Consider the following 26702-nt stretch of genomic DNA (forward strand, 5'->3'; position numbering starts at 1 on the left):
TTCGGCATAGATAATAAGTTTAATAAATCTTACCTATACATTGAAAAATAGTAGATTCACTGGTATAGCCTTGCATTGTTTACCCAAAACTGGCTGACTATATGATTGATAAAATAGGAAGATATTATTCTGGAAGAGATTGTAGGTATTTCTTTACTTCCAAGGCTTTCCAGAGAATAAGGCTTAATGGAATAAGCCAAAATAACTCGTTGAAGCCCAGATGGAAAAGGGTTCGCTTATTCCAACCCAGGACTTCTATATAGCCAATCATAAACCAAACCGCAGAAATAAGTTTTCCACCTATGCCTGCCATTAGTAGGTAAATCCATGAAATGGGATAAAAAGCGCTCAAAAAGAGTAGGAATCCCACGATAAGGACGAAGCTGCCATAGATCACCGTATCCACCTCGAGGCCTGGACCCGAATTCATCGCTAGCCAATTTACTAAATAAGGACCAAACCATTTGAAAAAAGCCCCCCAGGCCACCGTCATCATCCCCGAAATAAGAATCAGACCACGCATGGGCATGGTAAAATGTGGGATCTTGGTGGAAGCTGGCTCAGGATTATTCATTTTTCTAATTTCTAATTTCTACAAAACTACAGCATCTCTTCTAATAACCCGCTATCTGAAAAAGTTTTTGAGGATTAATACCAAAGCATTCCAACCCGATGTTTGTCTACATAGTGAAATACCAATAAAGCCCCTCATAAATTATGGGACAACAATCCCAGGCATTGATACGGAAATAAATTTTCCTTAAAAGTGAAAGCTTAGTATAGGTTAAAGAAAAATTGACGTAAACCTAGTATGAAACAGGATGAGCAATGGAGCAATCCATATTATTTTTGCGTACCATAATTTTATATAAAAAATTATTTGCCTAATATTATTATTTCGATTACTTCCTGTATAGAATTAAATACTGAGAGAACTACGACCCCCCTAATTTGCCCCAATCGCTTTACCATAATACTTAGCAACCGCCCTATTATGAACTAATTATAAGAAGGCACAAGGAAGAAGAGGTGAGAATATCGCTAAGAATTATCCCTGCTGTAACCTGTGGATAAGTATTTAAAAAGGTCTCTAATCGATTAATGAGGACTTTATTAAGTATAGGCTCATGGCATTTCCCTTGATCTTATTTCAGCCTATTTGAGGGCATCAATAGAAAATTTTTAACCCTAAAATAATCAATACCCTTATGTCAAAATTTACCCTTCCTATCTTTTTGCTGGCCTGTATCTTAATGGTCATCCCAAATTTGATGGCTCAAAATCGGCCCATTTCGGTTCCGGATAAGGTCAAATCGAAAGATTGGCGACCAATGATCGATGAAGAGCTGTCCCTGTGGGAAGTGTGGACCGGCATACCCGATCCTTCTGTGGAAAACTTACCAGCTGACTATACGAAAGAGCCTAATGGAGAAAACAAAGTTGCCATAGGTTTAGGTGATCCTATGGGCATCTATGAGGTAAGTATGGAAAACGGGGAGCCAGTTCTTAATATCTCAGGACAGGTTTATGCGGGTCTCACATCCAAAGAAATCTTTTCCAATTATCATTTAACCTTATTATTCAAGTGGGGCGAAAAGAAATATGAGCCTAGACTGAACAGAAAGCGTGATAATGGGGTCCTTTATCATTGCTATGGGGAGCATGGCGCCTTCTGGAAAGTGTGGAAATCGAGCTTAGAGTACCAGGTTCAGGAGGGTGACTTTGGTGATTTATACAATCTAGCCGGTACCAGCAATCAGGTGACAGTAGATGAGGAGGGAAAATGGAGTCCACATTCTGAAAAGCTAAATACAGTTAGCAGAACGATCCGCTCTCAGGATTTAGAGTCTCCCCATGGTCAATGGACGAGGATTGATATTTATGTATTGGAGGACCAAAGTATTCACATGACCAATGGGACAGTAGTTCTGGCACTAAAAAATGCCAAGGATAAGCAAGGCAAGCCTCTAATGCAGGGACAGCTGCAACTACAATCTGAAGGAGCGGAATGCTATATGAAAGATATCCACATCAGGCCTATCAGCAAATTCCCTAAAGCTATTCAGAAAGCAGCAGGCTTATGACCCTGTATATGAAGCCTTTATCCTATGCTCCCAGGGGCTGCTTGAGCCTTTTTTTCCAGTAGCCCATTTTAAAATAAATAAATGCGATAATCGCCGAAATCCAGTTGGAGATCGGAAAAGCCCAATAGATGCCGAGATGAGCAAGGTCCGTGTGATAAGCCAGCATATACCCGACAGGAAAGCGAATTATCCACAAGTTCAAAAATGAGATAAACATGGAAGCTTTAGTAAAGCCTGCTCCATTAAAAGTACCATTGATGACCTGCTGCACTCCCAGAAAGCCAAAGCTAGGACCCATAATTTTAATAAATCTTGCTCCATCAGCTATTACCTGCGGCTCATTAGGCACGAAAAAGGTCACTAATTCTTCGGCAAACAGATAAAGTAAAATACCCATGACCGTAAGGCCAACGAAGGCAATTTTGATACTTAGCAGGCTCGTTTTTTCAGCTCGTTTTATCTTCTTAGCTCCGATATTTTGCCCTACCAGGGTGGTGGTGGCTATCGCCAATCCTAATGCAGGGATGATCACAAAGCTCAGGATCCTGGCGCCTACACCGTAAGCAGCGACAGTTTCACTTCCAAAACTCGTCACCAACATCACCATCATGGTCATGCCTAGCGCCCGGGCGGACTGCTCCATGCTGGAGGGCAGGCCGAGGCTAAATAACTTTTTGGTCCAGGGCCAATTCCACTTCATCTCCGAAAAATGAATCTGCAAGCCATGCTTTCCTTTCAGCATAATGTATAAACCCGCCGCCGCAGACAGACCCTGGGTGATCACACTGGCCACAGCAGCTCCAGCCACTCCAAATCCAGGAATGGGACCCCAGCCATAAATAAATAAGGGATCCAAAATTAAGTTCAACAATACCGTCACCAAGATGACATAGACAGGCAAAAGTACATTTCCGATGCCTCGCATCAGCGATTGAAAAACAAAGAAAATGAATAGGAACACAAAGCCAAGAGAAGACACTCTGAAATAATCTACGGAGTCTTTATACACTTCCTCACCTGCACCAATCATCCTCATCAATGGTCCAGAGCCAATATATCCTATAATTGCCAGGCCTACCGAAATCAGAAATACGATAAAAACAGTTTGAGAACTCGCCTTATTGATCATCACTTGATCATTGGCGCCCTTGTGCTGGGATACGAGGACGGTGCCTGCAAGGGTAAGACCGGCTCCAAGGGAAAGAATCAAAAATAATATGGGAAAGCTTAAGCTGACTGCCGCCACCGCATTGGCTCCTAGACGGCCCAGCCAAAAAGTGTCTATCAGCTGATAGGCAGTTTGTAGGATATTGGCCAATATGATCGGAAAAGCTAACCTTACCAATGAATTGAGTAACTTTCCTTCAGTAAAAACTTTTTCCTTTCCTGCGCTCATAATTGATGCCAGCCCCTTCACCATTCCTTTTCCGCTAGTAGTGCAGATCAAATAGGAAGGCTCGGCCGTTTTGTGGAGATCCTAATATCCTCCTGTTACAACTCTTTTCCTGAAGATCAAAGATAACTATTGCTAGAGAATTAACGCATTTCCCATTTCATTCTTTCGATCAATGCCCTCCTAATTTTCTAAGCAAACCAGCCATTATATAACCTCCTACCAAAAGGAAATTTGGTAAATAATCTTAGAAAACTGGTAGAAACTATAGTAAATAAGGTAGAATCTAAATATTTAGTGTATTTTTATATAGGAAATCATGCGTAATTGCATGGCTCACTTCTTAATATAAAGGAATTGACAGGTCTGTCTAGCAAAGAAATGGGGCATCTGCATCAATTTACAGCCAGCCTAAATTGGTAAAAGCAGGCAGGCGCAACCAAACAAAAATGGCCTCAACCCTGGTCTTCGGCGTAGCGCTAAAAAAACTAAGGTGGGGCGTATATAACTAGCAAACATGAGAAAGTGGATATCTATATTTTGTGGACTATGCTTAATGTCAATCAGCTCCGGCTGGGCGCAGCAAGACAGCACCGACCGTGCACAAGATTCCGTCAATTCTATCGAGCTCAGCTCATTTGAAGAAAGCCTAAGAACTATCATTGCCCAGCGCAAGGAGGATTCCTTAATGCGCCTTGACCTTCAGGAGCAGCTTCAGACGCTAAAGACCACGGATACTTATAAAAAGGATATCCTTATCAGCCAACTTCGGGACTTAAGTGCTAAGGATTCTTTGGCCCGAAGGGCAAAAATCGAACATGTCGATTCTCTGCGGAAGATTACCAAATCTTATGCGGTGGTTGGTCCACTGCAGGATACGCTTTTCCGGCTCTACTCGCGGATCGGCGCTTCTATGCCTCAGGAAAGAGCCGCCAAAATCAGTGATAAAATAAAGTCGCTCTATAAGGATGACCATATAGACCTAGAAAAGATCAAGGTAATGGGATCTGCCAATATGATCGATATTGTCTATGAAGATATGATCATCATGTCGGTATCAGAGATGGACGCCATTTGGAATGAAACGAGCTCCGAAGATCTGGCAAATAACTATTCTAAAAGGATCAAAACTAGCATTGCCTTTGCCATTGAAGATGGCAGTTTGCTCAATAGTATTTCGCGGATTGGCTTGGTTTTATTGGCTTTGGGGGGCACCTGGCTGCTATTATGGGCGATTGGAAAGGGACATCGGAAGCTATTACGCTTTATTGCCACAAATAAGGATCGCTGGCTGAAGGATCTTTCCTATCATGAATACACCTTTTTGTCTGCTTATCAGGAATTAAAAATTATCATTTTTGCCAGCAGATTGGTCAAATGGGCCATATATGTCATTGTCTTATACATTGCCATGCCGCTCGTATTCAGCATATTTCCCTTTACGCGAGGCTGGTCCAGACAACTTTTTGACTGGATATGGTCACCGTTTAAAAGCATTTTTGTATCTATATACGAGTTTCTGCCTAGTCTATTTACCATCATTGCCATCTATTTAGTGATGCGCTATGTCATTCGATTTGTGCGCTATATTTTCGAAGAAATTGAAAATGAAAAGTTGGTGATCACCGGATTTCATTCAGATTGGTCAAAACCGACTTATAATATTGTTAGGTTTTTGCTATATGCTTTTACCTTTGTGATGATTTTTCCACATCTGCCAGGCTCACAATCTGATGCCTTTAAAGGAGTGTCGGTTTTCATAGGCATATTGTTTTCTCTCGGTTCTTCCACGGCTATCGCCAATATGATTGCCGGATTAGTGATCACTTATATGCGGCCATTTAAATTGGGGGATCGTATCAAAATCGGGGAAACCACAGGGGATGTAGTCGAAAAAACCTTATTGGTCACACGGCTAAAAACCATCAAAAATGAGGAAATCACCATTCCTAACTCGGCACTATTGACGGGAAATACCATCAATTATTCCTCTTATTCGCAGACAGAGGGGCTCATTGTCCATACCACGGTGACCATTGGATACGATGTGCCTTGGCAGCAGATGTATGAAACTTTATTAGAGGCAGCCTTGAGAACACCAATGATCCAAAAGGACCCAAAACCCTTTGTTCTTCAGACGAGTCTGGATGACTTTTATGTCGCTTATCAGGTAAATGCCTATACCAAAGAAGCCAGCAAGCAAGCCTTGGTTTACAGTTTGCTTCACCAAAATATCCAGGATGTCTGCAATGAAAACGGAATAGAAATTATGTCTCCGCATTATAGAGCACAGCGTGATGGTGGTGAGAGCACTATTCCTGCTTCTTATTCCGCTCATGACGAGCGAAAAAAGAACTATCAGCTTGATCCTGAGAAAGAAAAGATATAAGTATATTTAGCAAATGCCCTAATCCACATGGATTATTTTGTATATTAGAAGGGCAGGCTTATAATATTCTAATTATACTTAAGGATAGTAATAAGCACTTGTTCTGTTTAGGTAACTTCTATTTTTTTTGGTTATTCTAGGCTTAAAGGTATTATAGTGAATAAAATAAACCCTGGTCTCCTACAGCAATTTTTTGAGAGTATCTAACAACCTTATTTATCGGGAATAAAATGAGAATGGTCCATATTCAGAAACTCAAGCAAATTAATTTATATGTAATTCTGGTAATGACCCTCTCTCTACTGGCGGATATATATGTCGAATGGAAGGCAGGAGATTCTCCCTTATTGTACCAAAAAAGCTATGTAAATATATTCATCATATTGGTAGCTGCTCTACTTTGCCGACTGCGATTCTTGCGGATGACTGAGGTCTTGAGCATTGCCGTTTATTCCATTATTTTGAGCATACTGCTATCACTTCCCATTCGCTTGGAAACCTCTTCCTTGATTATGGACAGCTATTTTATCAAGATGCAATTAATTATAATAATTTTTATGCTGATCAGCGGCATTCTTGTTCATCCCAATCATATCATTTATATTCTTATCATCAATTCACTTTTTATTCTTAGCTGCGTAGTATTTATACCCATCCAGTATCCTTTACCCAAATACCTATTTTATTTTATTGTCACCACCGGCACAGGCATCGTGAGCAGAATTATATATATGGATATGAGGGAGGTGAAGAAAAACCTTGATGCCGCAAATGAATTGGTATCTAAGCATTATATGGATTTAGTGGAGATTAATAAGCAAAAAGACCAGCTTTTCCGTATTATCAGTCATGATATCAAGACGCCTTTCAATCAAATAAGCATGGTATTAAGCATGCTGAATAAAAACTTGAGTGATGAGGAATTTGATGAATTTACCGGCATTATGCAGAAAGCCACACAAAATGGCAATAATCTTCTGCAGGATTTAATGATTTGGGCCAGGGCCCAGGCATCTGACTCAAAGCCCGTGATAGAGAAAATATCCGCTTTTTCTTTAGTAGAAAAGGAAATCGAATTCTTTTCCGATCAGGCACGATCAAAATCAATCACTATCAATAATCTGGTCACAGAAGAAGACACTCTCCAAGCCGATCCTCATATGACTGCCACCATCATCAGGAATTTTATATCGAATGCCATAAAATTTTCTCATAGAAATTCACCAGTGGATATAAGGATGAAAAAAATTGGGAAGGACCAAATCATTTCTGTCCAGGATTATGGCATGGGTATGGAGGAAAAGTACCTGAGTGAATTGCTAAATGATGACAAAAAAATCATTTCCACCAATGGCACCGAAAAAGAGGAGGGAACAGGCTTTGGAGTAAGAATATGCCAAAAATTGGCTGAAAATCAGGGGGGAATTATCACTATAGACAGTAATAGAGGTCACGGAAGTGTATTTAGCTTAGTCATGCCCATTCATTAAAATATGTCAAATTAGATCATTTTTTGCTAAACTTAGCGCTTATATATTCGTTAAGCCATTATATTCCAAAACCGATTCAGCGCGCATTTGAGCTGGATTCACGTTTTTTAGGAATATAAAAAGCTAGAACCCAAAGAATCCATTTTATTCAGGCTCAAACTTTTAAGCCAGGCAATAAATAAAGCAGCTATATTACTTATCCACCTATTTTATTGAGAATTCTGACACCTATTTTGATGTGGATAAATACCTAAAAACACCTTTAACTAAATATAAACATGAGATTAAAAATCAAACTATTAACAGCACTTGTCATGGCTTTTGGAATTACCGCTTCTTATGCACAGGACCTTCCTGCAAACCCAACGGATATTTCTCCATTATTAATTGGCGAAAAAGTACCCTCCATCTCCATTTTGGATGCAGACTCTAAAAAACATAACCTAAAAGATGTGGTAAGTGAGAAACCTACATTATTGATATTCTACCGTGGTGGATGGTGTCCTTATTGCAATAAGCACTTAGCCGATCTACAGACCATAGAGCAGGACATCCTGGATATGGGTTACCAGATAGTGGCGATAAGTCCAGATTCTCCAGAAGGCCTACATGCCACAGTGGACAAGAATGAATTAAAATACGATCTGTACTCGGATAGTGATCTAGCGGTAACGAAGGCTTTTGGCCTGGCTTATAAAGCACCTGAAAAATACAAAAAGATGCTTTTTAATGCCTCAGCAGAGAAAAACCCTGGTGAATTGCCAGTTCCAGCATTATTCGTGGTGGATCAAGAAGGTACGATCCAGTTCGAATATATTAATCCAAATTACGATCAGCGAATTAATGCACCCATGCTAAAAGCAGTTTTGGAGAACCTATAATTCAACGCTCGGAAAATATAAACGCAGGCTCAAAACATGAGCCTGCGTTTTTTTTTGCCCTAATATTATAAGGCATTCTTAAGGTTCAGTTAGCCGAATAGTATAATGGAATGCAGCGATTATTTCACTTTGTTGATTAATGCAATCGCCCAATAGGCCAGTTATCCACATAAGAGAAATTTAAATCACCGTCCAGATTGCGTCAGGGGCAATTCATCCCATAGTGGAGAGCAGCGAAGATCTCATCAAAACTTAATTCAGTATATATAATAGTGTGAATAAGTATAGCTTGGTGAGCCATTTCAATTTTCAAGGGCTCTTTCTTTGCCTCCGGCAAATCATTAATAGAGGCCTAATTATTTATCCTACGGATTGATTATGCTTTATTCGCCGAGATGCTCATAGGGTCAGGCTTCATTGGCTCAGGTTTCATGACTGCTTGTCTATGTTGCAGCCCCCAGGAAACCATGACATCCAGCACAGCACGGATAGATTCACCAGATGGAGTAAGCTCATACTCCACGGTCACCGGCGTGGTATCATATACGCTACGCTTAATGATGCTATTGAGCTCGAGCTCCTTAAGTTCCTTAGACAGCATTCGAGGAGTTATTTTACCCAAATCTCGCTCCAGCTCCTTGAAGCGTTTTTTTCCATAAAGCAAGGAACCAATTATGGGTAATTTCCATTTACCACTTATCACATTCAAAGTGTCACGCACCGCAATTACATAATCACTCGAACAATGCTTCACATCATGTAGTTGTATCATAATTAAACCCTTTAAAATGAACCTACTATACTAGAGTATATCAGTATACTTTAGTATAGTAGTATATAATATATAGCAAATATACTTAAATTTGTATCAAATAAAACCATATCAGACATATGAACCTTAATGAAATATTAGAGTGGAGATACGCCACTAAGAAAATGAGCGGTAAAGCTGTTCCACAGGAGAAAGTAGATTATATACTAGAAGCTGCCCGGCTTGCTCCGTCTTCCTCGGGCTTACAGCCTTATAGGATCATCGTGGTAACAGATCCAGAAATAAAAGAAAAAATCAAGCCCATCGCCTGGGACCAAAGCCAAATAACAGACGCATCACATGTATTGGTATTTGCAGCGTGGGACAACTATACAGAAGAAAAAATCAAGGCGGTATTTGAGAAAACCCTCACCGCAAGGGGCCTTCCACTAGACAGAATGGATGCATATCGTGAGCGACTTTGGGGAATGTACAGCCAACTTACCGAAGAGCGCCATAATCATCACGCTGCCAAGCAGGCCTATATTGCTTTTGGGCTGGCTATAGCCGCTGCCGCAGAGCAGAAGGTGGATGCGACTCCAATGGAAGGCTTTGATCCTAATGCTTTAGATGAGATTCTTGGCCTTAGGGAAATGGGATTGAAAAGTGCTTTAGTTCTTCCTTTAGGATACCGTGACGAGGATAATGATTGGCTCGCAGGATTGGAGAAATACAGAACTCCTGAAGAAGAATTCATCATAAACAAATAATCCTTTTTGGATATAAACCTAAAAAAGCCTCCGCGATACAAATGTACAGCGGAGGCTTTTGACTTTTCTTTATCTTTTGAAGATCTATTTATTAATCGGCAATTCCTCGTTTTTGGAAACATCCGACCTGCTGCCTACATTAATAACTTCATAGACTACGAATTCACTTTGGCCTCTCCAAGGCAGTTTCCCAAGATATTCTCGGTAACGCACCTCAACAAACTTGCCACTGGCACGTTCTAGTTTTTCGGAAACATCTCCATCTACACCGCTAAATCGGAACTCATTACTTTGTAATGCCCCGGCGGTAGGGCTTTGAAATCCCTCTTGAACTAATCTGCCTTCCCAAGTCTTGAATAGGAAACCTTTCTTTTCATAATAATTTAAGGTTCCACCCTTCACGCCTTCCGAAAAGACGAAGAAAAACTTCCAATAAATCACCGCAGCAAAAATGATGACTAAAGAAAAAATCGCAATCTTGACGTATCTGTTCATACAAAAGCTACCTATTGTTTTATGATTAATGGACATTAATTTCTGACTATTCCATGAATAAAACAATACTTTTTTGATTATTGGCGAAAACTACCTTTTCCCAGCCCAATCTAAAATCTGAATACACCGTTATAAAAGCTTCTATTCACACTTTAAAGCCAACAATAAAATGTCCAAATCAAGGATTAACCCAACAATTAAGTGGATATATATATAAGAAAATAGTGAGCTCAATGGAATACAGGCTGGCCTTCATCAGCTTAATAAGCAGGTAAAATATACTGTTTTTGTCTAAATCAGCGTACCAGTCTTTTTACCTCATGATGGCGAAAGCACTGGGACAAATGGTCATTTATCAATCCGGTAGCCTGCATATGAGCATAAATGGTGGTGCTTCCAAGAAATTTGAAGCCTCTTTTCTTGAGGTCTTTAGCCAAAAGATCCGACTCTGGACTAGTGGCCATAGCCTGTGACATATTCACCAGCTGATTATCCTTAGGCTTTCCGTTTACGAAATCCCATATATAACCTGTAAAGCTGCCCACCTGAGCCTGAACCTCCATAAATTGTCGGGCATTATTAATCGCAGAGGCGATTTTAAGCCTATTTCGCACAATTCCAGCGTCTAGCATCAATTCCTCAATCATCTGATCCGGAAAATCAGCCACCATTTTATAATCGAAATTAGCGAAAGCCCTGCGATAGCCATCTCTTTTCTTTAGAATGGTAGCCCAGCTCAAGCCTGCCTGAGCACTCTCTAGCACCAAAAATTCGAAATGTACCTTATCACTATACACCGGAACTCCCCATTCCTCATCATGATACTGGATATACTCCTTAAATCCCAAGCACCAAGGGCAACGAAATTTCTCAGATTGATTAATTTTCATATAGAATAATAAGATTTAAAGAAGTTTGATTTCCGACCATAGGGATCTTCACCATAATTATTGATACCATGGGACCCACCCCGAGCAAAGAAAATCAATAAAATAATCGTACCAAATGTTGGAATGAAATTAAGCAATAAATACCAACCACTCTTATTTACATCATGTAATCTCCGCACAGAAATAGATAAGCCAGGCAAAAAAGTGATGAACATATAGGCCAGATAAAAGGGGCCTAAATCATAATCATACCCAGTCAATCCCAAGGCCTCATCAATTACATTCGAGAGGACTATAACGAGGAGATGTATAAGTACAAAAATCCAAAATTCCTTACGCGTCGTCCTTCCAGTAAGTTTATAAAAATTTTGGAAGGCTGATAAATAGTATTTCATAAACATTATATAATATGATAAACCTAACCTTTTAGGCAATATATACGCTTAGAGCAGGAAATAACGACAAGCCACATTGCGGTTTTAAAGATATAAATTCCGTCAACAAAATCACGAATAATTATTTTATAAAGTTTTGATTTTCAATTGGTTTGGTAATAAAAACTATAAATAATCAGTATTCACATATTCATGGGAATAATTGAATTTTATAGGTGTAAAATTCCAAGTAAAATCCATAACCAGAAAACCTCCTGTCCGACAGTCTCCCTCTTAGGATTAGAATGAATGGAATGATTTCCCACCGATGGTGAAGTATAAATACAAAAGGCCCTCTACTAATTAATTGGGTGCTCAAATAACTTATCCACAATAAGACTGCTTCCCGCGGAAAAGCCTTATAGAATTACTTATTTTAATTATATTTCACTCACATTCATTGGAAAAGCATTTTTCACTGTTTGATACAGACCAAAAACCAATTACCATTTTATAATCTACCCAAAAAATGATTTCTCACTTTCATCCTGGAGCCTACTGTTTGATTGCACTACTTTCCCTGAGCCTACTATCCTGCCAGGAAAAAGTCAGTCCAAAACCGAATATTCTATTCATAGCAATAGACGATTTACGACCAGAATTGGGAGCTTATGGAAAAGAATATGTCCACTCTCCAACTATGGATGCGATTGCAGCGGAGGGAAGTTTATTTACAAATCACTATGTAACTGTGCCCACCTGTGGCGCATCCAGGTATAATCTGCTCACTGGAATCTTGCCTAAAACCAAAACGGAGATTGGAAACGATGCGGCGGTAAAACTCATATCGAATAAATCAAGTAAGGAAAGACCCAAAACCTTCCTGAATGAATTAAGGGAAAATGGTTATTATACGGTAGGCATTGGTAAAATATCTCATCATCCCGATGGCTATGTTTATGGCTACCAAGAACCAAAAAGCGATATTATAGAGCTTCCGGAAAGTTGGGATGAGATGCTTTTTGACTCAGGGAAATGGGGAACAGGTCATAATGCTTTTTTTGGCTATGCAGATGGAAGCAATAGAAACGATAAGAACAAGCAGGTAAAGCCTTACGAGTCTACGGATGTAGAGGACGAGGGATATCCTGATGGACTTACGGCAAATTTGGCGGTGCAGAAACTTAAGGAATTAAAGCAAAAAGGGCAGCCATTCTTTCTGGGACTGGGATTTTTTAAGCCTCATTTGCCTTTTACAGCACCCAAGAAGTACTGGGACCTATATAATGAAGGGGATATTCCCCTAGCTCCATTTCCGGCGATTCCAGAAAACAGCTCAAAATCCAGCCTTCAGGAAAGCGGCGAATTTAACCAATATAGTTTAGGGGAAGAAAAAGCAGGACTAGATTCGGCCATGTCTGATGCTTATTCCCGCAAAATTAGGCATGGCTATTTGGCCGCAATCAGTTATATAGATGCCCAAATAGGAAAAGTTATTCACAGTTTGGAAGAGCAGGGATTGGCAGAAAATACCATCATCGTACTCTGGGGAGATCACGGCTGGCATCTGGGAGATCAACTCACCTGGGGAAAGCATACCGTTTTTGAAAGTGCCCTCAAGAGCGTCCTCATCATCAAACGGCCTGGGCATAAAGGGGAAAAAATTGATCAGATCGTAAGTACCACAGATATCTACCCCACCATCATGGAAATGCTGCAGCTAGAATCCAGTGAGCAGCTCGATGGCCAGAGCATGGTATCCCTGATGGATGACCCCAGCACCTCCCAATGGAGAAATACCGCATATAGTTATTTCAGAAATGGCATCTCGCTCCGTGTTCCGGACTATAGAATGACCCGTTATTTCCGTAAAATCAGCCCTGAAGTGGAGCTATATGATTTAAAAAACGATCCAAATGAAACGATTAATATAGCGGATAAAGCTCCCGAACAGGTAAAGCGCCTCGATCCGATCTGGCAAAAAGGCAATACAGGCATTTTTCAAGACTAAAGGTAAATTAATGCGCTAGTAAATTAAATACCAGCCTACTGATAGAGCCTTGGCGTATTACAGACTTTAATAATTGGATTTGTCAAATAGCAATGTCCGCTTAGCAATCCATTTTGCTTTCAGCAAAACCTCCTATATTTGACTTATGAAAATTGACCTTCGTACTGATTCACCTAAGGAAGATTTGGTGATTTGTAAACGCAAAATGGCTAGCTTATCAATAGCGAGGCTATTTGTCTTTTTAGCACTTGGAGCCACTTTTATCATTGGGGTGACAGAAATCCGCCCGATATTATTACTTTTTGTACCCTTATCGGCTTTGTTTATCTACCTGATTATCCTATATAATGCCCAGAAAGATCGGGCTGCATTCCTAAATTCATTATTGGAAATGGAAAAAGAAAGCTCTTTTCGTCAGGAGAGAATGCTAGATAGTTTGGATCAGGGAAATGAATTTATGGACAAAAACCATCCATATTGTAATGATTTAGACTTATTTGGTTCCCATTCTTTATTTCAACTGATCAATCATACCGTAAATAAAGGAGGCCGGAACCTGCTTGCGCAATGGATGAAAGCAGCTACAGAACCTGTTTTAGCAGAAAAACGATTTTCAGCCATCAAAGAACTGGCAGGAAAAAACCTATTTGTGCGCAATTTTGAAGCTATAGGAAGGTCATTTCTGAAAGAGGAAAAAACAAAATCCCAATTCTATTCCTGGCTGGAGGAGCCCATCGCATGGAAATCCTGGTACTGGCTTCCCATGATCCTAGGACCTGTGGGAGGAATCTCTCTTCTTTCAGCCTGGTTATTCACAGGGATTAATGGGAATTTGATTTCTCTATGGATTCTAATTGGCATTCCTTTATTAGGCTTAATATTCAAACCCTTATTACAGGCCGCCAAATCAATGCCCAATGAGGGAGATCTCAAAACCTATGCGCTTTGGACCAGCGAGATCGAAAAGCTAAATTTCCACCACCCTTATAATAAATCCCTGCAAGCGCCCTTTGTCCAGGAAGACTATAAGGCTTCGGAGGCTTTAAAGTTCCTGGAACAGCGCAGTTTTATGATCCAAAATAGGATCAATTTGATGTATTTGATTTTCAATCTACTCTTTTGGGTGGATTTTTGGGTTCTGTTTGGTATAGAGAAGTGGAAGAAAAAATATGCCCATCAGGTGCATAATTGGGAAAGTAACTTTGCTGAATGGCAGGTGATGAGCTCTTTAGCGAGCTTCACTAATGAGGAGGGGATTAGCTGTGCAATAAGCTGGAATAGCAAAGGAACCATTCATGTGGAAAACCTAAAGCATCCACTCATAAATCCATCAAAATGCATAGGAAACGACTTTTCCCTGTCTGAAACTCAGCAATTGTCGCTGCTTACCGGCTCGAATATGAGTGGCAAGACCACCTTCATGCGAACCCTAGGTATCAATATGGTCTTGGCCAATCTCGGCCTGAGCCCTTTTGCAGAGAAATTTGAATGCAGCAGTTTCCAATTGTTTACTAGCATGAGGAATTCCGATAATTTAGGGGAAAGTGTAAGTTCCTTCTATGCGGAATTAGCTAGGATCAAAAACCTGCTGGACCGCGTGGAGAATCAAGAACCCATCTTATTCCTCCTGGATGAAATCCTGAAAGGCACCAATACAGTAGATCGCATCATGGGAAGTGAGGCGCTAATCCGTCAGCTAGTAAAAACACCCAGTAAAGGAATCATCTCTACACACGATATAGAATTGGCCGAATTAAGTGATAAAATCAATGGATTAGTCAACTTTAGCTTCCATAGTGAGATAAAAGACAAAGAAATATTGTTTGATTACAAAATAAAAAAAGGGCCTTGTCCGAGCTTTAATGCCCACAAACTCATGGAGTTAATGGGTATCCGCTTTGAAACATTTACCTAATACTGGTATTTTTGGCATAGCGATTGATTATTAAAGAATTATAAACCAATTGTTTCACTAAACAACCAATGTTATGAATTCTTTATTGTATTTGATCGCAGTGATATTATTAATCGGATGGGTATTAGGAGCCTTTGTATATAGTGTAGGCGGACTCATTCACATTCTTTTGGTATTGGCAATTATCGCTATTTTGTTCAGACTTATAGGCGGTCGTTCTGTCTAGTACAAATGTTAAATATCGAAAAAAACGCTATCCTCACTAAAGGATAGCGTTTTTTGTTTTAATTTTGGGCTATCTCATTCTAAAAAGCAAGAAAGTGCAAGATAATTATCAGCAAAAGACCTTGGGAATACTTGGTGGTGGCCAGTTAGGCCGAATGGTTATTCAGTCCGCCATCAACTATAATATTGATATCCACATTTTGGATCCCGATGCCAATGCGCCCTGCAAGACGATTTGCCAGCAATTCACTCATGGAAAGCTCACGGATTTTGATACCGTATATGCTTTTGGCCAGCAATGCGATGTGATCACAATAGAAATAGAAAGTGTCAATACGGAAGCCTTGGAGAAGTTGGAGCAGGAAGGCAAGAAGGTATTTCCTCAGGCCAGCATTATTCGATTAATTCAGGATAAGCGCGCACAGAAGCAATTTTATAAAGAAAATAATATCCCTACTGCTGATTTTATCCTAACGGATAATAAAGATGCAGTGAAGGCCAATGCCGATTTTCTTCCTGCAGTAAATAAACTAGGCAGAGATGGCTATGATGGAAGAGGAGTACAGATTCTTCGTAATGTAGCAGACTTGGAATTGGCATTTGAAGCTCCCAGCTTATTGGAAAAGCTGATTGATTTTGAAACGGAGATATCAGTAATCGTTTCAAGGAATGAAAAAGGGGAAATGTCCTGCTTTCCACCAGTGGAATGTTCTTTTCATCCAACTGCCAACTTGGTAGAATTTTTATTTGCGCCAGCGCAAATTTCCTCTGATATCGCAAATAAGGCCTTGGAAGTGGCCGAAGACATCATAGTAAAATTAGGCATGGTGGGTATATTGGCCGTGGAGATGTTTGTGACGAAGGAGGGAGAAATATTAGTCAATGAAATAGCTCCAAGACCACATAATAGCGGTCATCATACGATAGAAGCGAATTATACCAGCCAATTTGAACAGCATTTGCGTAGTGTAATGGGCATGCCTTTAGGGAAAACAGGCCTTAGAGGACCTGCAGCCATGGTAAATCTCCTTGGAGAAGATGGATATATTGGTGACGCCTTGGTCGAGGGAATGGATGAAGCGATGAAAGAAAAGGGGATATATATACACCTTTATGGTAAAAAAACCACCAAACCTTTCCGAAAAATGGGTCATGTGACTATTTTGGAGGAAAGTGTCGAAGCCTTAAAAGCTAAGGCGATGAAAATCAAGGAAATCATTAAGATAAAAGCATAAATTATGAGCAAACAGGTAGGAATCATTATGGGTAGTAAATCTGATCTTCCCATTATGTCTGAAGCCGCCAAAGCCCTGGAAGAATTGGGTGTAGGTTACGAGCTGACCATCGTATCAGCGCATAGGACTCCGCATAAGATGATCGATTATGCAGAAAGTGCCCGCCAAAGAGGCGTGAAAGTGATAATTGCTGGCGCCGGTGGGGCAGCTCATCTCCCTGGAATGGTCGCATCTCTCACTTCATTGCCGGTAATCGGTGTACCTATAAAATCCTCCAATAGCATAGATGGCTGGGACAGCATACTGTCTATCCTGCAGATGCCCGCTGGAATTCCCGTGGCAACTGTGGCATTAAACGGCTCCAAAAATGCTGGAATTCTTGCCGCATCTATTATCGGGGCCTTTGATCCTAAAGTAGCCGAAAATATGGAAACTTTCAAAAAGGAATTGAAAGCCAAGGTGGAAGAAAATGCCAGAGATGTTGAAATCAAAGGATGGAAAGATACCTTGGATGATTAAGTCCAAACAAATTTATAAATAGCAAAAAAGGCATAAAATCATCAGTTGATTTTATGCCTTTTTTGATTCAATTCTATAAGCTGATATACCAGGTCTTAGTTATTGGATAAATCGATTACTATTTTTTTAAGGATAAATCAGCCGAAGAAATATTCAAAAAACCAGCTCCCTAAGTTTTCTAAGCCTAGGATTACCTCGCTGAACTGTCGCGGTCCTTCAACTCATTGAGTTTGTCCATCAACAATTGCCAAGCTTCTTGAAGGTGTCTTTCTTCCACATCCGTCTGTGCAATCACCCAGCGAATAACATAAGTTTCATTGAGCTTGGTATGCGTAAAGAAAGCCTCACCCGTATCATTTACTGCTTTCATCCATGCTGCATTAAGTATATTAAGCTGCTCAAGCTTCATATACTTATCCACATACCGGAAACATATGACATTCAACTCATTAGGTGCAATAATTTCAATATTTTCATGCCTCTCCATCCAATTTTTAACCTTTTTGGCTAATTGCAAATGGTTTCGGAGCTTAGCTCTAATTCCAGAAACGCCATAAGTCCTGATCACAAACCAAAGTTTAAGCGCCCGAAATCTTCTACCCAACTGAATTCCCCAGTCTCTATAATTTCGAACTTCTTCATCATGAGAGGTTTTCAGATATTCAGGGTTAATGGCGAAGGTATTTATTAATGCTGAAGGGTCCTTGATAAACATTATCGAACAATCGAAATTAGTAAACATCCATTTGTGTGGATTAAATACAAAACTGTCGGCCATTTCCTGCCCTCTGATCAAGTCACTGCATTCTGGTAATAATAAGGCCGTACCTGCATAGGCGGCATCGATATGGTGCCAAACAGAAAATTCAGCACAAATTTTCCCTATATCCTCGATGGAATCCAAGGCGCAAGAGCCTGTCGTTCCTAAGGCAGAAACTACGGCCATTGGGATATAGCCTTGCTCTATATCTTCCTGTATAGCCTGCTTTAAAGCTTGAGTATTCATGGAAAAATCGGCATTTACGGGTATTTTAACCAAATTACTTATCCCCAAACCTGAAATTTTTACAGCTTTATCCACAGAAGAGTGCGCTTCGGTAGAGCAATACACTCGTAGTGGTGAGGAAGGAAAGATCCCTCGGTCATTGACGGAAAATTGGGTATATTTTTCCCGGGCAGTGAGTAGGGCACATAAGGTGGCTGTAGAGGCAGTATCCTGAATCACTCCAGTCCATTCTGGTAATAAACCCATGGATTTCCGTAACCATTCAGTTACTTTAGTTTCTAGTTCGGTGGCTGCTGGCGAAGTAAGCCAGGACATACACTGAGCACCTAAGGTGGCCATCAGCATTTCTGCCAAAATAGATGGGGCAGAATTATTCGCTGGAAAATAGCCAAAGAATTTAGGGTGCTGCCAATGGGTCATTCCAGGCAAAATCACTTTTTCAAAATCCTTGAATATATCTTCAAAATTTTCAGGATGTTCAGGCGCATGATCAGGCAATTTTTGGGCGATCTCGCCAGGAGAGACTTTTGGACTAACGGAATGGATTTCTTTTTTTTCTAAATAATCCGCCATCCAATCCACAAGGGAATGAGCATTTTTTCTAAATTCAGAATAATTCATGTTTAAAAACTATTTTTTTACACCGCTGAGATTTTCATTTCAAAAGTTAAGTTAAGAGTATTTTAATTCAGCCGTTTCAAAAAACATTGCATATCAATCTTTTTTGGGGCAGGGTTTTAAAACCATTATCAAGTGAGGGAAAGGAATATCACAGGGATATTAAGGGTTTGAAAAGGAACTTGATCTTTATCAACCAGGCAAAAATTATCTAAACAGATGTCGCTTACCAAGCTTAGCAAAAATCACGCATAATATGTCTCAAAAACAAGGTCAGGATGACTAGTGGAAAGGACCCTATTTATGGCGCAGCCTAAATGGTTTGGGAATTTGAAGGCTCCTGGTCTAAGCTTATCCAGCGCATACACCTCACTTCCAAACAATATGATAGAATATACTGATAACTAGCAGTCTATAAGAGGAAAATTACCACTCACAAATCAAGGTATAGAATCCTTAGGAGAAGCATCAGCACAATTAACTGCAATGACTATGGGAGAGAATTATAATTTTGGCGCAGCCGAAAACGAATATAGAATAGAAAAGCGCATGGAAAGCAGCTTACGACCTGGGCTAAGCCAGCATAATTCATTGGTAAATTATATGAAATAATAAACTGATTACTACCAATTTATAATAGGAAAACCCCCGACCGAAAATCAGGTTATACAGAATCCTTTAGGAGAAGCATCAGCACAATTAACTGCAATGACTATGGGATAGAATTATAATTTTGGCGCAGCCGAAAACGAATATAGAATAGAAGAGGGTCGAAGGGAGTCTAAAATACTTATATTATAAGGCCACTTAATGAACGTATGAACCTGCATTGACATCTATGGTGCTGCCAGTAGCGTGGTCCGAAAGACCGGAACAGAGCAAACAAACCAAGGGAGCGAGGTCTTTGGGCTCGGTGAGGCGATCGAGGGCAATATCATTAAGTGCAAAATCCTCACCATACTGCTCCATAAACTCTTTGGCCATCGCGGTACGCACAAAACCAGGGGCGATGATAAAAGCCTTAATGCCCTCCTTCCCATAATACCGCGCAATGGATCGAGTAAGGCCCACCAAGGCGGATTTGGAAGCTGCATAGGCCAAATAATCTGGGGTGTCCCCCCGAAAAGCGGCACGAGAACTTATATTTATCAGCCGTCCATTTTGATTCGCCTTAGCATGCTCAATAAATTCCTTACATATAATGGCCAAAGCATGGACATTTACATCCATCGTCTTCAGCCAAACCTGAGTCCAGACCTCTGTATCGGCATTATCAGGCACTGAAAGTGCAATTCCAGCATTATTTATCACCGCATCTATTTTGCCATATTTATCCACCAAGGCTGGAATCCACCCTTTTACCTGCTCCAAATCACTAAGGTCACAGGAAACAATATGAGATTTTTGGGGAAGTTTACCCTGAAGTTCCTGGGCCGCATCCTTATTCTTATTATAATGGATCAAAACCTCGGCTCCAGAAGCGGACAATTGGCTGGAAATAGCTTCTCCAATTCCCCCAGAAGCACCTGTAACGAGAATTCGCTGATTATTAAGTGAAATATTCATGGTTTATCTATCACCTTATGGATTTTCGGATACAATTGGCTAATTCTTCTTCATCAAACATGTCTCTAATTCCCCTTTTACTATATAAATAATCCATAATGGACTCATCAGATAGATTATGACATTCTTTTAAACCTCCAATAATCGTCATAAGGTAAGCTATATCAGGCTTAATATTAGGCTCATAAAGTGTAGAACTGGTAAAAGTAAAGATGGGCTCTCCTTCATAGTCACCTAAATATACTATAGTATTATACCAACCACGATCTATAAAACACAGATATTTATCTGCCTTCACCTGGTCTAGATCGAGGATTATGGTATCCGGAATATTATTTTCCTGCTGTACCAATTCCATAAATTGCGATCTGGTGATCCTATACTTTCTGGCCAGGGTTTTATCTTCAGTTTCAGTAGCCACATCGATAAAAGCAACACCACCATCATTCCATACACTTGCCTTTTTGGCAAAATATAATTCGTAAGGAAGCTCATGAGGCCTATTTCCGGTGGGCAAGGTTACGTCTTTACATCCGCTATAAGTCCTGGAGGATCCAGCAGGCTTACCGCCTTGAATATAGCATAAAAAGCGTGATTCCAGAAGATTAGAGCCGTAGGAGGCATACCATACATAATCAGTCATTCTTAATACTAAGAAAAATATAGGCACTAGAAAAGAAATATGGGCAAAGAAATGTGGAATATGGGTATCAAAAGATGGTAATCAAGCTCAAAAAAACAAAACAAGGCCATTAAACAGGGTAAAAATATAACACGAAATTTTTGCCTTATTTCCCTGCTGCAATCACTGCGAGATCCACCTGCTGGGTTTTGCTGGACAGGAGCACATTTGCACAGGCGGAAAGCGTAGCACCAGTGGTCATGACATCGTCCACCAGAAGCAGGTGTTTGCCTAAAACTTCAAAGCTTTGATTAATACCAAATACCCCTTCCACATTGGAAATTCTCTCCATGCGAGACTTTTTGGTTTGTGTACTGGTAAACTCTATCCTATCAAGGGCCTTCCATACGGGTACATTTAAGACCAGAGACAAGCCTTCAGCGAACATTTGGCTTTGGTTATACCCGCGTCTTTTTTCTTTAAGGGGATGCAAGGGAACGGGCACGATCCCATCCCAACGGATTTCGAAGCCATCCTCCAGGAGTTTTTGGCCGTATAGACGGCCCAGCAAGCGACCAATTTCAGGTTTTTTTCTGTATTTGAGGGCATGTAATAATTTCTGGCTCATTCCTTTTTTGGAAAAGCGAAGAAAGGCCATGACATTGGTCGCCTGAGTCAAACCCATTATTTTTATGCTAAGGTCATTATTCTGTGGCCTCAGGTGATAATTGGTGGTTGGAAGTTGGTGTTCACAGATTCTACAAAGGCCTTTTTCGAAGTCAAAAAGGCTTCTTTTGCAGACCACGCAAGTTTGCGGAAAGAGCAGGGCCAAAAAATCATTGAAAAAAGTGAAACGCATAAGGAAAAAGGGTTGTTAGTTCTAATTGACAGGAAAATACCTGTTATATTTGCTATTTAGATAAAAACTATCCTATAAGATAATGAATTTAGTCAACGAATTCAATGAGTACCGTGCATCCATGAATGAGAAGATCCTCGGCGAGGATAATAAGGTGCTAAAGCGGATATTCAACCTAGACACCAATGCATTTCAGGAAGGTGCCGTGGATGTCAGAAGTAAGGAGATGATAGGCCTCGCCTGCTCCATGGTTTTGCGATGTGACGATTGCATTCGCTACCATTTAGGGAAGTGTTTTGATGTGGGAATAACTAAAAAAGAGGTGTTTGAGGTATTCTCTATTGCCAATTTGGTAGGTGGTACCATAGTGATCCCACATTTACGGAGAGCTGTAGAGTATTGGGAAGCTTTAGAAAATCAGGAGAAAGACAATGCTTAAGAAAGAATATGATCTGGAAAAAAGGTGGGGAAAACTCCTAATAGGTATAAAAGACCTGCTAGGAAAGAAACCTGCTGACCTTAATGGCGTTTTATTCATCATAGGTGTTCAGGAACTGGGCCAAGGCATGAAGAATTTCAGCAAGGAGCAGAAACAGGACCTTATACATATTGCAGTATGTAAGGTTTTGAGTTTAGCGGGCTTCTACGAGTTAGACTTTATAGACCAGGATGGCTGGCCTCATTGGAAATTGATGAAGGAATTACCGCATTTTGGGCTGTTGGATCAAGAGAAATTGCTTAAAATCCAGGTATTAGAATACTTCGAAAAAGAATTTGAAATAGACATTAAATAAGGAATAATCTTCAAATAAGATTATAAAATATTTCTTTCCTATTAAAATTGTAAATAGGGAAAGCATAAAAAAAGTAAGTAATGACTAAAATAGTATCCTATAATGTAAATGGAGTTCGTGCGGCGATGAAGAAAGGTTTTGCGGAATGGCTGGCTATTGAGAACCCTGATATCATTGGATTGCAGGAGATCAAGGCCCAGGAATCCCAAATAGACCTGGCTCCATTACAAGATTTGGGATATCATTGTTACTGGTATCCTGCGGTAAAGAAGGGATATAGTGGGGTGGCGATCTTATCTAAAGTAAAGCCAAATCATATCACTTATGGAATGGAGTACCAAAAATACGACGATGAAGGCCGTATGATACGAGCAGATTATGACAATTTCTCATTTATAAGCTCTTATTTCCCTTCAGGTACTACAGGGGGTATTCGTCAAGATTTCAAATATGCTTTCTTAGATGATGTCTTCGGATACAGTCAGGATTTAGTAAAATCGACTCCCAACCTTATTTTGAGTGGGGATTATAATATATGTCATAAGGCAATAGACATTCACAATCCTATATCCAATAAAAACACCTCTGGATTTCTTCCTGAGGAAAGGGCATGGATGGACAAATTCACCAATGCGGGTTTTGATGACAGTTTCAGGATATATAACCCTAATCCGGACCAATATACCTGGTGGAGTTATAGGGCAAATTCGCGTGCCAATAATAAGGGTTGGCGAATAGACTATCATATGACCAGTAATTCAATGAAGGAAAGGGTAAAAGCGGCGGGAATATTACCCACGGCAGTACATTCGGATCATTGTCCAATAGTATTAGAAATAGAATAGTATAACTAACAACCACTAAACATATCACTTAATGAAGTCCATCAAAATCTCGATTCCATCCTTGATTGAAAACATTAAGATCATTGAAAGTTTCATTGATAATGCAAAGGAAAAATTTCAGATCAATGATGATATTTATGGAAACATCATGATATCGGTCACCGAATGTGTGAGTAATGCCATTATTCATGGTAACCGCAACGATGCAAACAAGTCGGTACAGCTGGAGGTAAATTTCCTGGAGGATCAATTACAGTTCACAATTGAGGACGAGGGTAAGGGTTTTGACTATGAAAACCTTAACGATCCCACATCCCCAGAGAATATCGAAAATCCAGGTGGGCGAGGAGTATTCATCATGAAGCACCTAAGTGATGAGGTCAATTATGAGAATGAGGGTAGAAAAACCATTTTAACCTTCTATATGAATTAATATGGCGGTTAATTTCTTCACAGAGGACACCAAATTCGATTTAAAGCAAAAGCGATTGATAAAAAAATGGTTAAAAGACCTTGCTACAAAAGAAGGATTTACCATTTCGGAATTAAACTATATCTTCTGCTCAGACGAATACCTTCATACCATCAATTTAGAATACTTAAACCACGACACTTATACGGACATTATTACTTTTGACAATTCGGAAGCATTAGAGGAGATAGAAGGGGATATATTTATCAGTATAGATAGAGTAAAAGAGAATGCGACAACCGAAAAACAATCATTTCAATTGGAAACAATTAGGGTTTTGAGTCATGGACTGCTTCATTTATGCGGATATAAGGACAAAACCAAAGAAGAAGCTAAGGTAATGAGAAATAAAGAAGATGAATCAATCCAATTGTTTCAAGACTTAGAGAGCAGTAAATAAATGTTCCACGTGAAACAGTATAAGTTCGGAACACAGCTGTTCCACGTGAAACATAAAGGAGACTTGAAATAACACACAATACTGCTAGAGATTTAACAACATGTTCCACGTGGAACACTGATTAATAATTAATCAAAAAAGTTTCACGTGAAACACTTAATAATATAAATACCGAATAAAAGATTAAATCAAACTGTTTCACGTGGAACAGTAATAAGAAAAGGAGAAGACATGTTTCAGGAATATGATGTAATAGTAGTAGGGGCGGGCCATGCAGGCTGTGAAGCAGCCCACGCTGCTGCAAAAATGGGGAGTTCGGTGCTTTTATGCACAATGAATATGAATACTATTGCTCAAATGTCATGCAATCCAGCTATAGGAGGGGTAGCAAAAGGCCAAATAGTACGAGAAATAGATGCGCTAGGCGGAATGACAGGCATTATTTCAGATAAATCCATGATCCAGTTCCGGATGCTTAATAGATCCAAAGGTCCTGCAATGTGGTCTCCACGCTCCCAAAATGACCGCATGAGATTCGCTGAAGAGTGGAGATTAGCACTTGAAGGAACTCCAAAAGTAGATTTTTGGCAGGAAATGGTCACAGGACTACTCGTAAAAGACAAAAGAGTTATAGGTGTAAAAACAGGAATAGGGATAGAAATAAAAGCTAAATCGGTAGTCCTCACCAATGGCACTTTCCTAAATGGACTCATCCATATAGGTGAAAAGCAATTTGGAGGTGGCAGAACCGGTGAAGCAGCTGCCAAAGGAATTACGGAACAACTCGTAGAATTAGGCTTCGAAGCAGGGCGGATGAAAACCGGTACTCCTCCAAGAGTGGATGGAAGATCGCTGGACTATTCTAAAATGGAAGAACAATTTGGTGATGAAAACCCAGAAAAATTCTCCTATTCTGATGAAACCAGCACTCTAAAAAAACAACGATCCTGCTGGATTACCTATACAAATAAAGAGGTACACGAAACACTGGAAACTGGATTTGATAGATCTCCCATGTTTAATGGAAGAATCCAAGGATTAGGACCAAGGTATTGTCCTTCAATAGAAGATAAAATCAATCGGTTTGCAGAAAGAGACCGACACCAAATATTCGTGGAGCCAGAAGGATGGAACACCGTAGAAATCTATGTTAATGGGTTTTCCACTTCATTACCCGAAGACGTTCAACAAAAGGCCATACAGAAAATAGCAGGATTTGAAAACTGTAAAATGTTCCGTCCAGGCTATGCCATAGAATATGATTTCTTCCCACCAACACAATTAAAGCTTACTCTGGAAACACAGTTGGTCGATAACCTCTATTTTGCAGGGCAGATCAACGGTACCACAGGATACGAAGAAGCTGCATGCCAGGGCTTGGTGGCAGGTATAAACGCAGCTAGAAAAGTCCAGGAAAAAGAACCGTTCTTACTCAAAAGATCCGATGCCTATATAGGTGTATTAATCGATGATCTCATTAATAAAGGCACAGAGGAACCTTATAGGATGTTCACCTCTAGGGCTGAGTTTAGGCTATTGCTTAGACAAGATAACGCCGATATCAGATTGACACAGTTAGGACATGATATAGGACTGGCCTCTGATCAACGTCTGGAAAAGATGCTGGAGAAAAAGAATGAAACAGCTAAGCTAATCAATGATCTGAAGCAAAAGAAATTGGACCCGGAAACCATCAATACAGGATTGGAGGAACAAGGAACAGCAGCAATCAAAGAAAAGATTACCATCGAAAAGCTGCTAAAAAGGCCACAATTAGGTTTGGAAAATATAAAGACTTTGGATGCTGATATCAATACGTACTTATCAAAATATCCCAAAGAAGTACTTGAGCAGGCCGAAATACAAGTAAAGTATAATAGCTATATTGAGAAAGAACAACAGATGGTCGAAAAGCTCATTAATATGGAAAACTATAAAATTCCAGATGCTTTTGACTATATAAAGATCCCAGCACTATCAGCTGAGGGGAAACAGAAATTACATAAAATCCGACCAGAAACCTTAGGTCAAGCATCCCGAATAAGTGGCGTGAGCCCAGCGGATCTTTCTATCCTAACCGTATATTTAGGCAGATAAA

At 40.0% G+C, this 26702-nt stretch carries 26 protein-coding genes; 16 read left to right on the plus strand and 10 right to left on the minus strand.

Annotation, left to right across the window (positions count from 1 at the left end; genetic code table 11):
- Positions 1 to 124: 124 nt before the first annotated feature.
- Complete coding sequence (locus tag B050_RS0102635) at positions 125 to 574, minus strand: hypothetical protein (protein ID WP_018472329.1); 450 nt, start codon at positions 572 to 574, stop codon at positions 125 to 127.
- A 634-nt stretch (positions 575 to 1208) separates the two neighbouring features.
- Between B050_RS0102635 and B050_RS21980 the strand changes: the two genes are divergently transcribed.
- Complete coding sequence (locus tag B050_RS21980) at positions 1209 to 2084, plus strand: 3-keto-disaccharide hydrolase (protein WP_018472330.1); 876 nt, start codon at positions 1209 to 1211, stop codon at positions 2082 to 2084.
- Positions 2085 to 2106: 22 nt separating this feature from the next.
- Here the strand turns inward: B050_RS21980 and B050_RS0102645 are convergent, their stop codons facing one another.
- The gene (locus B050_RS0102645; protein WP_044201658.1) at positions 2107 to 3480 is read right to left on the minus strand and encodes an MATE family efflux transporter; all 1374 of its coding nucleotides are present in this window, start codon (positions 3478 to 3480) and stop codon (positions 2107 to 2109) included.
- 514 nt (positions 3481 to 3994) lie between these two features.
- Between B050_RS0102645 and B050_RS0102655 the strand changes: the two genes are divergently transcribed.
- The 3 genes from B050_RS0102655 to B050_RS0102665 all read left to right on the plus strand — a co-directional run bounded on the left by B050_RS0102655 (position 3995) and on the right by B050_RS0102665 (position 8237).
- On the plus strand, positions 3995 to 5866 hold the full coding sequence (locus B050_RS0102655) for a mechanosensitive ion channel family protein (protein WP_026235569.1): 1872 nt from the start codon (positions 3995 to 3997) through the stop codon (positions 5864 to 5866).
- A gap of 230 nt (positions 5867 to 6096) precedes the next feature.
- Positions 6097 to 7356, plus strand: coding sequence for a sensor histidine kinase (locus B050_RS0102660; RefSeq protein WP_018472334.1), 1260 nt, complete (start codon positions 6097 to 6099; stop codon positions 7354 to 7356).
- Between the two features lie 278 nt (positions 7357 to 7634).
- Positions 7635 to 8237: a peroxiredoxin-like family protein gene (locus B050_RS0102665; protein ID WP_018472335.1), complete on the plus strand. Its 603-nt coding sequence runs from the start codon at positions 7635 to 7637 to the stop codon at positions 8235 to 8237.
- Between the two features lie 376 nt (positions 8238 to 8613).
- Here the strand turns inward: B050_RS0102665 and B050_RS0102670 are convergent, their stop codons facing one another.
- A complete protein-coding gene (locus tag B050_RS0102670; protein ID WP_026235570.1) occupies positions 8614 to 9009 on the minus strand; it encodes a winged helix-turn-helix transcriptional regulator in 396 nt (131 codons plus the stop codon).
- 119 nt (positions 9010 to 9128) lie between these two features.
- On the opposite strand from B050_RS0102670, the gene B050_RS0102675 reads away from it, so the two are divergent.
- The gene (locus tag B050_RS0102675) at positions 9129 to 9758 is read left to right on the plus strand and encodes an NAD(P)H-dependent oxidoreductase (protein ID WP_018472337.1); all 630 of its coding nucleotides are present in this window, start codon (positions 9129 to 9131) and stop codon (positions 9756 to 9758) included.
- An 84-nt stretch (positions 9759 to 9842) separates the two neighbouring features.
- Here B050_RS0102675 and B050_RS0102680 read toward each other — a convergent pair whose 3' ends face one another.
- The 3 genes from B050_RS0102680 to B050_RS21985 all read right to left on the minus strand — a co-directional run bounded on the left by B050_RS0102680 (position 9843) and on the right by B050_RS21985 (position 11544).
- Positions 9843 to 10253 (minus strand): hypothetical protein, encoded by a 411-nt coding sequence (locus tag B050_RS0102680; RefSeq protein WP_018472338.1) that lies wholly within the window; start codon positions 10251 to 10253, stop codon positions 9843 to 9845.
- 296 nt (positions 10254 to 10549) lie between these two features.
- Positions 10550 to 11143 carry a DNA-3-methyladenine glycosylase I gene (locus B050_RS0102685; RefSeq protein WP_018472339.1) on the minus strand — a complete coding sequence of 198 codons (594 nt, stop codon included), beginning with the start codon at positions 11141 to 11143 and terminating at the stop codon, positions 10550 to 10552.
- Positions 11140 to 11544 carry a DUF805 domain-containing protein gene (locus tag B050_RS21985; RefSeq protein WP_018472340.1) on the minus strand — a complete coding sequence of 135 codons (405 nt, stop codon included), beginning with the start codon at positions 11542 to 11544 and terminating at the stop codon, positions 11140 to 11142. Before B050_RS21985 ends, B050_RS0102685 begins: the two co-directional genes overlap by 4 nt.
- 502 nt (positions 11545 to 12046) lie before the next feature.
- Between B050_RS21985 and B050_RS0102695 the strand changes: the two genes are divergently transcribed.
- The 5 genes from B050_RS0102695 (at position 12047) to purE (ending at position 17422) form a co-directional block, all read left to right on the plus strand.
- Positions 12047 to 13528: a sulfatase gene (locus tag B050_RS0102695; RefSeq protein ID WP_018472341.1), complete on the plus strand. Its 1482-nt coding sequence runs from the start codon at positions 12047 to 12049 to the stop codon at positions 13526 to 13528.
- 145 nt (positions 13529 to 13673) lie between these two features.
- Positions 13674 to 15443, plus strand: coding sequence for a MutS-related protein (locus B050_RS0102700; RefSeq protein ID WP_018472342.1), 1770 nt, complete (start codon positions 13674 to 13676; stop codon positions 15441 to 15443).
- 73 nt (positions 15444 to 15516) lie between these two features.
- Entirely contained in the window at positions 15517 to 15669 is a 153-nt protein-coding gene (locus B050_RS23350) for a lmo0937 family membrane protein (protein WP_157492498.1), read from the plus strand.
- Between the two features lie 94 nt (positions 15670 to 15763).
- On the plus strand, positions 15764 to 16903 hold the full coding sequence (locus tag B050_RS0102705; protein ID WP_026235572.1) for a 5-(carboxyamino)imidazole ribonucleotide synthase: 1140 nt from the start codon (positions 15764 to 15766) through the stop codon (positions 16901 to 16903).
- 3 nt (positions 16904 to 16906) lie between these two features.
- On the plus strand, positions 16907 to 17422 hold the full coding sequence (gene purE / locus B050_RS0102710; RefSeq protein ID WP_018472344.1) for a 5-(carboxyamino)imidazole ribonucleotide mutase: 516 nt from the start codon (positions 16907 to 16909) through the stop codon (positions 17420 to 17422).
- A gap of 190 nt (positions 17423 to 17612) precedes the next feature.
- On the opposite strand, the gene B050_RS0102715 is transcribed toward purE, so the two are convergent.
- The 4 genes from B050_RS0102715 to B050_RS0102735 all read right to left on the minus strand — a co-directional run bounded on the left by B050_RS0102715 (position 17613) and on the right by B050_RS0102735 (position 22093).
- Positions 17613 to 19049, minus strand: coding sequence for a pyridoxal phosphate-dependent decarboxylase family protein (locus B050_RS0102715; protein WP_018472345.1), 1437 nt, complete (start codon positions 19047 to 19049; stop codon positions 17613 to 17615).
- An 804-nt stretch (positions 19050 to 19853) separates the two neighbouring features.
- Complete coding sequence (locus tag B050_RS0102725; protein ID WP_018472347.1) at positions 19854 to 20612, minus strand: SDR family NAD(P)-dependent oxidoreductase; 759 nt, start codon at positions 20610 to 20612, stop codon at positions 19854 to 19856.
- Between the two features lie 10 nt (positions 20613 to 20622).
- A complete protein-coding gene (locus tag B050_RS0102730; protein WP_018472348.1) occupies positions 20623 to 21255 on the minus strand; it encodes a hypothetical protein in 633 nt (210 codons plus the stop codon).
- A gap of 145 nt (positions 21256 to 21400) precedes the next feature.
- Positions 21401 to 22093: a ComF family protein gene (locus tag B050_RS0102735; RefSeq protein WP_026235573.1), complete on the minus strand. Its 693-nt coding sequence runs from the start codon at positions 22091 to 22093 to the stop codon at positions 21401 to 21403.
- Between the two features lie 82 nt (positions 22094 to 22175).
- Between B050_RS0102735 and B050_RS0102740 the strand changes: the two genes are divergently transcribed.
- The 6 genes from B050_RS0102740 to mnmG all read left to right on the plus strand — a co-directional run bounded on the left by B050_RS0102740 (position 22176) and on the right by mnmG (position 26701).
- Entirely contained in the window at positions 22176 to 22532 is a 357-nt protein-coding gene (locus tag B050_RS0102740; RefSeq protein ID WP_018472351.1) for a carboxymuconolactone decarboxylase family protein, read from the plus strand.
- Positions 22525 to 22887 carry a hypothetical protein gene (locus B050_RS0102745; protein WP_018472352.1) on the plus strand — a complete coding sequence of 121 codons (363 nt, stop codon included), beginning with the start codon at positions 22525 to 22527 and terminating at the stop codon, positions 22885 to 22887. The genes B050_RS0102740 and B050_RS0102745 overlap by 8 nt, the downstream gene beginning before the upstream one ends.
- 80 nt (positions 22888 to 22967) lie before the next feature.
- Positions 22968 to 23732: an exodeoxyribonuclease III gene (locus B050_RS0102750; RefSeq protein ID WP_018472353.1), complete on the plus strand. Its 765-nt coding sequence runs from the start codon at positions 22968 to 22970 to the stop codon at positions 23730 to 23732.
- A gap of 31 nt (positions 23733 to 23763) precedes the next feature.
- Positions 23764 to 24165 carry an ATP-binding protein gene (locus tag B050_RS0102755; protein ID WP_018472354.1) on the plus strand — a complete coding sequence of 134 codons (402 nt, stop codon included), beginning with the start codon at positions 23764 to 23766 and terminating at the stop codon, positions 24163 to 24165.
- A gap of 1 nt (position 24166) precedes the next feature.
- Positions 24167 to 24604: an rRNA maturation RNase YbeY gene (gene ybeY, locus B050_RS0102760; protein WP_018472355.1), complete on the plus strand. Its 438-nt coding sequence runs from the start codon at positions 24167 to 24169 to the stop codon at positions 24602 to 24604.
- A 231-nt stretch (positions 24605 to 24835) separates the two neighbouring features.
- Positions 24836 to 26701 (plus strand): tRNA uridine-5-carboxymethylaminomethyl(34) synthesis enzyme MnmG, encoded by a 1866-nt coding sequence (gene mnmG, locus B050_RS0102765; RefSeq protein ID WP_018472356.1) that lies wholly within the window; start codon positions 24836 to 24838, stop codon positions 26699 to 26701.
- Position 26702 lies beyond the last annotated feature (1 nt).

The sequence above is a fragment of the Echinicola pacifica DSM 19836 genome, assembly GCF_000373245.1.
Lineage (GTDB): Bacteria > Bacteroidota > Bacteroidia > Cytophagales > Cyclobacteriaceae > Echinicola > Echinicola pacifica.